A 13,009-nucleotide genomic window follows, 5' to 3' on the forward strand; every position below is an offset into this window, starting at 1 on the left:
AGCTAAAGTCTTAATCGAAATATGAGTCATAAGCTCGGAGGACCGAATAGTTTACTTTTGCTTCCTTTCTCAATCATAAATCTACTTAAAATTTCAAAAAACAAATCTAAAGGAGGAACGAGAAATCACACGCGCATATCGACAAAGATTGGCGACTTAGATTGCGAAGTTTCTGGTGTGATTTTTCCCTTCGGTCAAAATGACAAAAATGCTATAAATCGCTGCTGAAATATAGAATTCTTATATTTGATATTAATAATATAATTATTGAAAGAAAAATCTTTCTTTTAAAAAGTTTTCTTACATTTGAAGTTCCTAAATATTACGACTTTAAATTAGAACAAGATTTGCCCTTGTATTATGTGTACGGTATCGGAAACGACCGTAAACGCCGTCGTAAGCGTTAGGAACACTAAGATGCAAGGGTTTTTATATTCCTAATATTACGACATTATGAATTCAAACACCCTTTCCAAAGAAGCCGAAACAAGGCTGATTGATTTTTTTAACCATATTATAGATCCCGAAGATATGGCTAAAATCTTAAGACAAGTAAATTGCATTTTAGCTCTCGGCGTAATGCGACAACACGAAACCCTCCAAATTGGACTAACCAATTTTGAAGACAATTATTATTGGCTCAATGAATTGGCGGAGATTTTGAATCCTTATTTGAGTAGGGAGTAGAGTTTGTGAAATGAAAAAACCTCGATTTTTTTTAGGATCGAGGTTTTTAATTTAAATGCGATAATCTTTTTCTAGCAATGATTTTATATCATTAAACTCTTCCACGTAATTATCCTTTACTGTGTATAAATTTTCATCATATATATTTGAAATCATTTCTTTTGAAGGTTCATAATCTAGATTTTCTGAATGATAAATTTTGATGTCAGATAAAATTGTATCTAAATTTTCTAACGAAAAATAATTACTTTCTTCGTTTACTTTTGTAATTATCTTTTCAATATGATGGATTATACTATTTTTTAATTCATCAGAAATTATAAATTCATTAAAATCAAGAAAGCCAAACATGTCCATTAATATATTATCAATGTTTTGAACGAGTTCTTTTTTTAGTTCAATAAAATCTGAATTATCATTTTTAAGTTCGTCAAAAAGAAAAATATAGAATACCAATAAAAAGCCATCTTTTACCCAAAGTTGTCCGTACTTATATTTTAATTTACTTTCTGATGGCATTTTAGATCTAAATTTTTTGGTCAAAGTCAAATTTAAAGTAAAAAGTTTAGTCCTCTTACAATTATTTTTGTTTAGAAATTCTAAGTATTCACGAGCGAGACGCTCGCGCTAGCGTGGGGAAATTTTGAATCCTTATTTGAGTAGGGAGTAGAATTTGTGAAATGAATAAACCTCGATTTTTTAAGAATCGAGGTTTATTTTTTCTTTTGTTTATTTTCTTGACTTCCTTGTTGTACTGTAAGTTGTTGAAGGACTTTTTTGAGCTTTCGCTTTTGTAATATATTGCCCGGTTTTTGCACTTCTATATTGCTTTTTTGCTTGTGCATTAACATTAAATGCAAGTAAGAGAGCAATAATTAAAATTAAATTTTTCATAAATTGATAGTTTATTTAGGGGTTAAAAAATTATTGATTAAGCTTCCAATACTCTTGCAAAGCTATTTGTGAACAATATTCTTGAAATTGAGCAGGAGTTTCTTTTGTGTCTGTGTCTATATATTCTAAAGTGGCATTTAATTGATCTTGAAAATCACCTAGTATCTTATTTGCCATTTCAATTTTATTTTCTTTCAACATATATGTGAGCTCAATCGCTTTATCAATTCTTCCTGGTCGAGTAGAAATGAATTTTTGAGACCCATCTTCGAGGGTTTCCGGAACTCCAATAGCTGAATCAATCTTTGAAATATCATTAGTCGTAATAATTGTGAATATTCCATCTGATTTATCAACTCCGTCAATACAATTTAATAATGTATCAAATGTTAATGGCATTTTCATAGATTGGTTATCATTAGTACTTCCATCATTTTCATTATTCATAATTCCTGAAAGAAGCATGGAATTTTGAACAATATTTTTTCTTTTATCAAATACATTATCAATATCTTCAATCAATGCAATGCAAGGTACATTTAGTTGCATACTTTGCCATGATTTAATGAAATCACTATTTGAAAGTTGTCCAATTGAAAAAAAATAGATTGGCATATCCAAATCTTCAGCAAATGCACGTGCTAAAGCAGTTTTTCCTGTTCCTGGAGGGCCATATAACAGCCATCCTCTTTTCCAAGGAATTCCTTTTTCTTTATACCAATTCTGACTCTTAACCCACAATCCTATTACATCAATCAAATCTTTAACTTCTTTAGGAAAGAAAAGATTTTCAAGTGCTTTCCCATTACTTTTTCTCTCTCTTCCTAATTCTTCTTGTGCGACACCTAATATTCTATATTGATCTTGTCTGTACCATGCAAATCCAGAATTATGACCATGACGTTCATTACCACCATATTCTCTTTCAGGAAAATAGTATATATTAAATCTATTTGAATTTTCTTCTTTCTCGTCTATATTCCAACTAATTTTATTTCTTCCTATTACTGCGTTTTTAACAATTTCATCAAAATCTAAAGTTGATCTTAAACATAAAATATATGAATAAGTCTTTTCATTTTCAGTTGCATGGTGTGTATTTTCTGCAACAGAATCATTATTTGGATTTGAATTACTAAAATAAAAAGGAAGTTTAATGAAATTTAAAACTTTTTTGTTATTCAAAAAAATAATTGATTTTGAGCCAAACTTTTCATAAGGCACTAAACCATATTTTCCATTTCGAAAGGATTCATATTGCGAACCGTAAACTTTGTCATAGCTTGGTAGTTTTTTGTAGTTTTTTATTAAAAAAGCGACTATTGAATCGTGTGTATCTTCACTTTTAATTTCTATTTTTTGAATAAAAATTGATACTATCATCCATAAACCAGTTTTTATTTTATCCCAAAACCCAACTATAAATGCTACCAAAGCACTTCCTTTTAAAAAATCCATATTCATAATTTAAATTTGTTTAAAATCTATTGAAAAACATTAAAGCAACAAATGTGCTTTTTTAAGAAATTCAATTATTACGGAAAACCATAATTTTAACAATTATAATAAATATTTAGACTGTGGTAATACGTATATATACCTGATATTTATTTATTAAAAGTTTGAAAAACTTACAAAATCTTCAAAAGAATTTTAAAATCAAAAAACAGATCAAGTTTAAAAAGTTAATTAATTAAAAAAAGATAATTAAAAAAAAGGACAGTCCCTCCAATTAAAGAAGAACTGCCCTTTTAAGCAAATTTAAAAATTTGCACTCCTAAGAATGCGTACAGTAATTGGTAATCACTAAAATGAAGACTAAACGCAGGTTATTCGTTTATGATATCGCCTTCCTTAGTTTCTTCGCTGGCAATTTTAACCAATTTATCTTTTGGGTTTAAGTCGCCAAATATTTCGATTTTATCGTCGATTTCTCTTCCTTTTTTAATGTTTACTCTTGTTGCTTTGTGGTCTAAAACTTTAATCACAAATAAACCTTCAGCAGAATTTACTACTGCCGATTTTGGTACTACAAACGTACTGTCTTTCGCGTTAAGCGGTAACAAAACTTCGGCAACCATTCCGGGTAATAAATCACCTTTGGTGTTGTGAACGTCCATTTCGACTCTTTCAGAACGTAATTTTAAATCTAAAGCGCCGGACATTCTGGTAATTTTAGCTTTAAAAGTTTCAGGTAACGATTTTACATTAAAACTCATTTCGTCGCCGTTGTGTAAATATCCTGTGTATAATTCCGGAATAGAAACTGCCAAACGCAATTTGCTTTGTTCCTGAATCGTTAATAAAGGCAAATCAGACCCTTTTCCTGTCGGGCCAACAAATGTTCCTAAATTCACATTTCTAGCCGCTACAACACCATCAAAAGGAGCACGGATTTCCAGATAACCTCTCATAATCGAAACTTCTTTGTGTGCTGCAATTGCCGCTTGTAATTGCGCATAATCAGAATTCTTTTTACCGCTTGCCATTTCTAAATCGTTTTTAGAAATCGTTCCTTCCACCTTGCTGGTTTCGTACAAACGGTTGTAAGTGCTTTTGCTGGTCGCGTAAATGGCTTCCATCGATTTTAATCTCGATTCGGCAGCAGCCAGTTGCGAGCTAATTTCGGGCGCTTCCAAAACAATTAAAAGCTGTCCTTTTTTTACCTTCGTTCCAATATCTACTTTTAATAATTTTACGAAACTGCTTACTTTAGCATATAAATCTACTTGCTGAAAACCCGTAATTTCGGCTGGTAAACGCAATTCTGTAGTCAGTTTTTCTTTAGCTAAAGCGAAAGTTTCTACTTTAGGTTCGATTTCTGGTTTCGCAGTTTCTTCTTTTTTCTTTTCACAGCTGCTTAATACAACTAATGCTGTAAATAATAATGCAGATGATTTTATAATGTTGCTTTTCATTTTTTGGTTTTATATGATAAATATGTTTTAACCCGTTGAGTGTAATTTTTTTAACACATAGAAACATAGTTGTTGAAGCTTAAAAAAAGGCATTTCACTAATTTAAATGCACATAGTTTAGCTATGTGTGGAAACTTGTTTCTTCTTCTTCTCTTTTTTTGACATAAAATTCTATGTTTCTATGTGTTTATTTTTTAGTTACACGATTGGACTTTCAACCTTATGATTTTCCAACTTTCGACTTACTTATTGATGAGATATAATGGATACTTTCTTCGTCTTCAGGATCTAAAGAAACAGATTGTGTCGTTGTTTTTGCTTGTGCCCACGCAAATATCTGCGGAAGGATTAACAATACAGCAAAAGTAGAAAATAATAATCCGCCAATAACTGCTCTTCCTAACGGAGAAACCTGATCGCCTCCTTCGCCATGACCAATTGCCATTGGTAACATTCCCGCAATCATCGCAACCGAAGTCATGATAATCGGACGAAGACGCAGCGCTGCCGCTTCTCTCGCAGATTCTAAGGCATTACCGTTTATTTTTCGAAGCTGTTCGGCATTCGTAACCAGTAAAACGGCATTGGCAATCGAAACTCCAACCGACATGATGATTCCCATATACGATTGTAGGTTTAACGTTGAACCGGTAATGGTCAGCATTAATAAAGCACCTAAAACTACCGCAGGAACTGTTGTTAAAATAACCAGCGAAACTTTGAACGACTGGAAATTAGCAGCCAACATTAAGAAGATTACGAAAATGGCAACCAATAATCCGGATTGTAAACTGCTTAATGTTTCGGTCAGTACAGTACTTAATCCAATAGGCGTTATAAATAAACCACGTGGCAATTCGCCTAATGAACTAATTGTTTTGCCCACATCATTTGTTGCCGTTCCTAAATCGGTCTGGCTAATGTTTGCAGTAACGGTAATGTACGGCATGGCTCCTAAATTGTCGTTTTCACCACTTACAAATCCGGGTGTAATTTTAGCAACGTCACTTAAAACGGGACGAAGCGAGTTTTTCAGTAATGGAATTTCTCCAATATCTGTTTTACTTTTCATTTGATTCAACGGCACCTGAACCTGAACGTTGTACGATAATCCGGCTCTTTCATCGACCCACATATTTTTTTCGGTGTATCTTGATGATGAGGTCGAAGCGACAAGTGAACGGGAAATATCATTCATATCTACTCCCAATTCGGCTGCACGGGTTCTGTCAATATCAATATTCATAGCCGGATAATGAATAGGCTGACCAATTTGAACGTCTCTGAAATACGAAATTGCTTTTAGTTTTTCTACAATTTTTGTAGCGTACAATTCATTTCGTTTTTTGTCTTTTCCTGCAATTCGAATTTCGATTGGAGTAGGTGATCCCTGACTTAAAACTTTATCCGTTAATTCAATTGGTTCAAATGAAACTTTAGTATCCGGAAGTACTTTTTTAAGTCTTGCTCTAAAGTCATCTTTAAAATCATCCATATCCAGATGAATGTCTTTTAAACTCACCTGAAAAACAGCTTCATGAGAACCTGCCATGAATAAATAAATTGGGTTAATCGAGAATAAAGACGGGTGCTGACCAACATATACAGAAGAAATTCCGATATGTTCCGGCCCAACCATTTTCTTTAATTCTTTTAAAACAATTACGGCTTGCTCTTCTGTTCTTTCCAAACGGGTTCCGTCCGGAGCGCGAAGTCTCAATTGAAACTGGGTTGAATTGGTTTTTGGAAATACATCTTTTCCAATAAAAGTAATTAAAACAACTGCCAGTGCCGTAGCCGAAACTAAATAAACTATTGTGGTTGCTTTTTTATGAACAAACAATCGATCCAGCGTTCTCATAAAGCGAATTTTGAAACGCTCAAATAAGCTTACTTTTCCGTCGTTGTTGGTATCTTCTCTTTCTACATATCCTTTTTTCTGAGTGATTAGATTTTGTTCCGATTCCGGCGTTATACCGCTGTCATTAAATTCGGCTTCATCATCTGTGATTTCAGGACCATGTTCGTGTTTGGCGTGGCCTTTCATCATCCAGTTTGCCATTACAGGTACAAAGGTCTGCGAAAGCAGAAATGAAATCACCATTGAAAATCCGATTGCTAAAGCTAAAGGCAAAAACAACGCTCCGGGAATACCAACCATAGTAAATGCAGGAGCAAATACAGCCAAAATACAAAGTAAGATCAATAATTTAGGCAGTGCAATTTCCTGACAGGCATCCCAAATGGCGAGAGCTTTTGGTTTTCCCATGTCGAGATGCTGGTGAATATTTTCGATGGTTACGGTACTTTCATCCACCAAAATACCAATTGCCAGAGCTAATCCTGATAATGACATTAAGTTGATGGTTTGTCCAAATAATTTCAGGAATAAAACTCCCGAAATAATCGAAATTGGTATGGTCATAATTACAATCAAAGCGGCACGACGGTCTCCTAAAAATAATAAAACCATTAATCCTGTTAAAACCGCACCGATAATTCCTTCAGTAATTAAACTTTTAACCGAGTTGATTACATAAACGGACTGATCAAATTCATACGATAATTTAACGTCTTCGGGTAATGTACTCTGAATTTTAGGAAGTTCTTTTTTTAATTTCTGAACCACATCCCAGGTTGAAGCATCTCCCGCTTTTGCAATACTAATATAAACAGAACGTTTTCCGTTTACCAAAGCATAACCTGCTGTAATATCGGCACCGTCTTTTACAGTGGCAACATCGCCTAATTTTAAGTTTTGAACGCTTCCTTTAAACAACGGAATGTTTTCAAAATCTTTAACTTCTTTAATCGTATTGTTTGTTGGTGTAATATAGTTTTTGTCGCCCATTCTCACGTTTCCGGAAGGAGCCGTCTGGTTGTTTACACGAATCGCCTCTACAACCTGATCCGGTGTCATATTGTGCGAACGCAATAAATCGGGATCAACATTAACCTCAATAGTTCTCGGACTTCCTCCAAAAGGAGCAGGAGATAATAATCCTGGAATCGAAGTAAACGAAGCACGAACATAAACGTTGGCTAAATCCTGTAATTCGTTGTTGGAACGTACTTTACTGCTCAAAACCAATTGTCCGATTGGAAGAGAAGAAGCATCAAAACGAATGATAAATGGAGGCTGTGTTCCCGGAGGAAATGCCGCCTGAATCCTGTTCGAAAGTGAACTCAATTCGGCTGCAGCCTGCGCCATATTTGTGTTTTCATAATAGGTTAATTTCATAATCATTAACCCCTGAATATTTTTGGTTTCTACCGATTTTACACCATTGGCAAAAGGCAGAATGTTGACATAAGTCTTAGCAAAATAAGCTTCCATCTGGTCCGGCGTGTAACCTCCAAAAGGATGCGCAATATAGATAACCGGCAAATTCATTTTTGGCAGAATATCTACCTTAATGTCTTTGATGGCACCAATTCCGAAGAAAAATAGACCCGCAACCAATACTAATATGGAAATGGGTTTGCGGAGTGCAAAACGTATTAAATTCATTAGGATCTATAATTAAAATTCATTTATAAATAAGTCAAAATTGCCAGTTGCGGCTACTTTCAGTAAAAACGACTGCCATACATTATTGTTGACAATATCACGATCGATTTCGGCACGGTTTAAAACATACATTGTTTGTGTTAAATCAGTTAAATCGGTTAAACCGTTTTTGTATAAAGTCGATTTCTGTACGTAAGCTCTTTTTGCCGCATCGACCTGAATTGGCGCTTCGGCATAGTTTTCTAATGTGATTTTGATCTTATCTTCAGCAAAATTCAACTGCGATTTCAATTCTCTGTCTGCCTGATTGTATTCTTCCTGCAAGGCCTGAGAAACAAATTTCTGAGCGCTGACTTGTTTGCTGGATCTAAATGGTGTGGTTAAATTCCATGTAATTCCAACTCCGACTAAATAATTTGTACGATCCGGATTTACGCCATCCCAATAATTTCTGTTAAAAGCAGTCTGATCTGTTGCATAACTGTTTTCAAATCCCGAAGCTCTGGTTTGTAAAACACCAAAAGCACTCATAGTTGGATAATAGAAACGTTTGAATAATTTAACCTGCTGATTGCTGTAATCGATTTTGGTTTTATAAAATTGCAATAAAGGATGCAGACTGTCATTTGCAGCATTACCCTGAATTAATTCTTTTGGAATCTGAGTTACAAAAAGGGTATCGGTAACAAAATCCTGCGGCGCAACGCCCATTAAATCGACCAGTTTGTTGTTTTGTTCCTTAACAAAATTTCGGGCTAAGTTTAAAGCGATTTTGGCTTTAGAAACTTCGGCTGTAGCCAATGTAGAATCGACTCCGGCTAATAATCCGTTTTTAACTCTCGCAACTGCTGTTTTTTTGAAAACTTCAGCACGGTCTAAGTTCTTTTGCTGTGAAATCAACAATCTCTGACTTGCTAATAAATTCAGATAAGCAGCTGAAATTTTGATTTCCTGCTGGAATTTTTCCTGTTGTAAATCTTTTTCTTTAGCCTGAATATCAATTTTAGATAAATTGATTTTTTCCTGTGTTTTTCCAAACGTGAAAAAATCCCAGTTCATGTTGACTAAATAAAGCGCTCCAAACGCCGAATTCCAATTTTGTTCAGGAAGAGGTAAACCTGATGAAGCAACTCCCAAACCTCCAAAACCATAAAGCGGTCCGTTTTGCCCGTTTACCGTTCCGTAATCCTGCTGCGCAGATAAATTTAAGTTCGGAAGATAATCCCGTTTGGATTGTTTTAGAGTCTCTTTTGATGCATTGGTGTAATTGTTTTTTGCCCGGATCGAACCGTAGTTTTCAAGCCCTGTTTTTACTGCTTCTTTTAATGACAGAGTTTGAGAGTAACCGATTGAGGCAAAAATCAATAAAAATAAAATGGTAATTTTTTTGAAATACATAAACTCAAGGTGTGATATAAAATGTTTTTGATGAAACAAATTTATTTCTCTTACACTGATAAAAGTCAGGTTAAGTGATGTACTGCACTAGTAAATGACGAATTGAATTGGTCATTTTTACGAATTATTAATTAAATATTTGTTCGAACTTTGTACCCTATTTGAAAATTAAGAATGAATAAAAAAATTGATAACATATTGGACAACAAATGGTGGCAGGAAGTGGCTGTTGTCCTTTTTTCATTTACAATTTATACCTTGAAAAATGACTGGATGTTATTTAGTTCATTCGTATCTATTGCAATGGGTATATTTTTCTATTGCATTTTGTACATGCATGCCCAGTTTAACCGCTTTTTTTTACTTCCGATTTTATTTAAAGCAAACAAGCCTTTTACGTATATCATCCTGACGCTTTTTGGGGTTTTTGTGTTTTCTGTTATTTTGTATGAAATTACAATGCTGGATATGTTTGCCAAATGTCATTTGTATCAAAACTCTCATCAGAGAAGTTATGCTTACCAATTGGCGAGTGTTTTAGGAACTTTGGTCTGTATTCTGAGTCCGATAATTGTCTTTAAGTTTTATCGTATTCACCGAAAACAAACCGATGCGGCTTTATTGTTCAATCAGATGCAGTTAAATTCTTTGAAAGGACAATTAAATCCGCATTTTTTGTTTAATACTTTTAATACACTTTACGGAATCAGTCTTCAGTTTCCGGACAGAACACCGGATTTAATTATGAAAGTTTCGCAGTTAATGCGTTATCAGTTAGAAAGTAACAGTAAACAATGCGTATCTTTAGAAGACGAACTGGAATTTATAAACAGTTATGTACAGCTGGAAAAAGAGCGTGTAGGCTATCGTTGTGATATTGCATTTGAAAGTAATGTGGATAACGAAAACGCTTATAAAATTTCACCAATGTTGTTAATTGCATTTATTGAAAATGCTTTTAAACACGGAACCTGTGCTATCGAAAACTGCTTTGTAAAAATCACGATTACGGTTGAAAACGGATTGTTGAATCTTCATGTTATGAATTCGATTCCGAAGAAAAATGATGTGATTTCGACTAAAATTGGTTTAAAAAACACGATTGAACGTCTGAATTTAATTTACGGAAAAGACTATAAACTGGATATTCAGGACGATAAGAAGACTTATATTGTAGATTTGGAAATACAGCTTAAAAAGTTTGTAGGATGAGAGAAACCAAAAAATGTATCATTGTTGATGACGAACCTGCTGCGCATTATGTTCTGGCTAATTATATCAAACAGAATCCGCAGTTAGAATTGGTTTTTCAGGGATATAATGGTATTGAAGCTATGAATTTTCTTCGTGAAAATACGGTAGATTTAATGTTTTTGGATATTAATATGCCTGAGATTTCCGGTATGGAACTGCTTAAAATTCTTCCGACGCATCCTAAAACTATTTTGACAACGGCTTATTCTGAATTTGCTTTAGAAAGTTACGATTACGGCGTAATTGATTATTTACTGAAACCTATTTATTTTCCAAGGTTTTTAAAAGCAATTGACCGTTTTTTTGCAACAGAAAATGTAAAAAAAGCAGAAGAAGCGACAATCAATTCGGTTAGTGTAAAAGTAGATGGTTATTTTATTGAAATAGAATTAGAACAACTTTTGTTTGCGCAGAGTTTTGGGAATTATGTAAAGCTTAATACGACCAAACGAAATTATCTGGCTTCTATTACGACAACTGAGTTTGAGAAATGTCTGCCGGAAAAGAATTTTATGCGTATCCATAAATCTTACATCGTAGCACTTGATAAAATTGAAGCAACAGAAAAAGATTTTGTTGTTATTAAAAATGAAAGAATTCCAATTGGAATTACTTATAAAAGAGAATTGACCGACAGATTAAAAAAGTTAGAATTGTAATTATAACTTAGTTTAATAGTATGGTTTTTAATGTTAAAAAACGTTCTTAAAAATTTTATTTTCTTCATTTGTACCTCATTAAAAAGTAGTACTTTTAATACGTTGTCTGAAGTTTAATTTAAAAATAAAACTATGAAAAACGTGTTTTTGATTTTCACTTTTTTATGCAGCAGTTTTGTAATTGCACAAGAAGGAATCAATATGAAGAAAGTAATCACGCCGCCGGAACAGGTGAGACTTGCTTTTGAAAAAGAATATCCGGGCAAAGTACCGGTTTGGTCTGAGGAGTATGTGGGAGACGATAATGACGAAATTCGTTATGAAGCACGATATAATGTAAATACGACAACCAAAGCATTAGCAATTTATGACAATCTGGGTAATATGAAAGCTTATGAATTACAGATTCCCCTAAGTAAATTGCCACCAAAAGCACAGGCTTATTTAAAGAAAAACTATTCGCCAAAAGCCATTCGTGAGATTGCGATGGTGGTGGATTATAAAAATATGACAACTTATGAAGTTGGAATAACCAAAGACGCCAAATTTTATGACATTCAGTTTGATAAAGACGGTGGTTTCGATGTAATTATCGAAAAAAATTAAGATTGCTTACTAATTCAAATTATATTTGAAACGACAAACCCGATAAGTTTTTTAATGCTTATCGGGTTTTGTTTTTTAGGTTTTTGTGTCAAGGTTTCAAGTTTCAGGTTTCTTTACTTTGAACATAATTTTAACGCAAAGAGCGCAAAGTTTTTTATTTAATAGATCATGCAAAAAAAAACAAAGTTCGCAAAGCTTTATGTGAAAAACTTTGCGAACATTGCGTAAACCTTAGCGTTCATAGCGGTTAAACCTGAAACCTGAAACTTGAAACTTGAAACCACTTTACAACATCATTCCGCCGGAAGCTTCGATTCTCTGGGCATTTATCCAGCGCGCATCTTCTGTACACAAAAAGGCGACAACACCACCAATATCGTCAGGTAAACCAACTCTTCCTAAAGCGGTTACCGAAGCGATCTGCTGGTTCATTTGCTCGTTGTCACGAACCACTCCGCCGCCGAAATCAGTTTCGATTGCTCCCGGAGCAACAATATTTACTCTGATTTTTCTGGCTCCTAATTCTTTTGCCTGATATTTAGTTAAAGTTTCCATTGCTCCTTTCATAGAAGCATAAGCCGCATATCCAGGGAAAGAGAATCTTGCTAAACCTGTAGAAATATTTACAATTCCCCCACCGTCATTCATTACGTTTAATCCTTTCTGAGTTAGGAAAAAAGGCCCTTTAAACTGGATATTAGTCAATTGATCAAACTCAGCTTCCGTTGTGCCAATGAATGAATTGTGAATTCCAATTCCGGCATTATTTATTAAAAAGTCGAGTTTATCTGTTTTAAAAGTATTTTTTAAAGTGGTTTCAACTTCTTTAAAAAAAGAATCGAAAGTTGAAGATTCAGCTACGTTTAACTGAAGTGCTGCTGCTTTCTGACCTAAGTTTTCGATTTCTTTTACCACTGAATCAGCTTCTTCTTTTTTGCTGTTGTAAGTAATAATTACATCAATTCCTTTTTTGGCAATCGCAATTGCCATGTTTTTTCCTAAACCTCTGCTACCGCCTGTAACCAGAGCTATTTTTGTATTTACTGCCATTTTATATAGTATTTTGTTGTTTATAGTTTGTT

At 33.9% G+C, this 13,009-nt stretch carries 11 protein-coding genes; 4 read left to right on the forward strand and 7 right to left on the reverse strand.

Translation table 11 applies throughout. The features are described from left to right. Positions 1-453 precede the first annotated feature (453 nt). Positions 454-687 carry a hypothetical protein gene (locus ACFS3A_RS16115; protein WP_379826585.1) on the forward strand — a complete coding sequence of 78 codons (234 nt, stop codon included), beginning with the start codon at positions 454-456 and terminating at the stop codon, positions 685-687. A 51-nt stretch (positions 688-738) separates the two neighbouring features. Here the strand turns inward: ACFS3A_RS16115 and ACFS3A_RS16120 are convergent, their stop codons facing one another. From ACFS3A_RS16120 to ACFS3A_RS16145, 6 genes are all read right to left on the reverse strand, one after another. Next, positions 739-1,206: a hypothetical protein gene (locus ACFS3A_RS16120; RefSeq protein ID WP_379826586.1), complete on the reverse strand. Its 468-nt coding sequence runs from the start codon at positions 1,204-1,206 to the stop codon at positions 739-741. Between the two features lie 210 nt (positions 1,207-1,416). Continuing rightward, positions 1,417-1,581, reverse strand: coding sequence for a hypothetical protein (locus ACFS3A_RS16125; protein WP_379826587.1), 165 nt, complete (start codon positions 1,579-1,581; stop codon positions 1,417-1,419). A 30-nt stretch (positions 1,582-1,611) separates the two neighbouring features. Then, entirely contained in the window at positions 1,612-3,039 is a 1,428-nt protein-coding gene (locus ACFS3A_RS16130) for an AAA family ATPase (RefSeq protein ID WP_379826588.1), read from the reverse strand. Positions 3,040-3,410: 371 nt separating this feature from the next. Then, positions 3,411-4,499 (reverse strand): efflux RND transporter periplasmic adaptor subunit, encoded by a 1,089-nt coding sequence (locus ACFS3A_RS16135; RefSeq protein WP_379826589.1) that lies wholly within the window; start codon positions 4,497-4,499, stop codon positions 3,411-3,413. 220 nt (positions 4,500-4,719) lie between these two features. Continuing rightward, entirely contained in the window at positions 4,720-8,010 is a 3,291-nt protein-coding gene (locus tag ACFS3A_RS16140; protein ID WP_379826590.1) for an efflux RND transporter permease subunit, read from the reverse strand. Positions 8,011-8,022: 12 nt separating this feature from the next. Continuing rightward, positions 8,023-9,408, reverse strand: a complete 1,386-nt coding sequence (locus ACFS3A_RS16145; RefSeq protein WP_379826591.1) for a TolC family protein — start codon at positions 9,406-9,408, stop codon at positions 8,023-8,025. A gap of 174 nt (positions 9,409-9,582) precedes the next feature. Between ACFS3A_RS16145 and ACFS3A_RS16150 the strand changes: the two genes are divergently transcribed. From ACFS3A_RS16150 to ACFS3A_RS16160, 3 genes are all read left to right on the forward strand, one after another. After that, entirely contained in the window at positions 9,583-10,620 is a 1,038-nt protein-coding gene (locus tag ACFS3A_RS16150; RefSeq protein WP_379826592.1) for a sensor histidine kinase, read from the forward strand. Beyond that, a complete protein-coding gene (locus ACFS3A_RS16155) occupies positions 10,617-11,321 on the forward strand; it encodes a LytR/AlgR family response regulator transcription factor (protein ID WP_379826593.1) in 705 nt (234 codons plus the stop codon). Before ACFS3A_RS16150 ends, ACFS3A_RS16155 begins: the two co-directional genes overlap by 4 nt. 132 nt (positions 11,322-11,453) lie before the next feature. Then, on the forward strand, positions 11,454-11,927 hold the full coding sequence (locus ACFS3A_RS16160) for a hypothetical protein (RefSeq protein ID WP_379826594.1): 474 nt from the start codon (positions 11,454-11,456) through the stop codon (positions 11,925-11,927). 285 nt (positions 11,928-12,212) lie between these two features. On the opposite strand, the gene ACFS3A_RS16165 is transcribed toward ACFS3A_RS16160, so the two are convergent. After that, on the reverse strand, positions 12,213-12,977 hold the full coding sequence (locus ACFS3A_RS16165; protein ID WP_379826595.1) for an SDR family oxidoreductase: 765 nt from the start codon (positions 12,975-12,977) through the stop codon (positions 12,213-12,215). Positions 12,978-13,009 lie beyond the last annotated feature (32 nt).

The sequence above is a fragment of the Flavobacterium notoginsengisoli genome, from assembly GCF_042686225.1.
Taxonomy (GTDB): Bacteria; Bacteroidota; Bacteroidia; order Flavobacteriales; family Flavobacteriaceae; genus Flavobacterium; species Flavobacterium notoginsengisoli.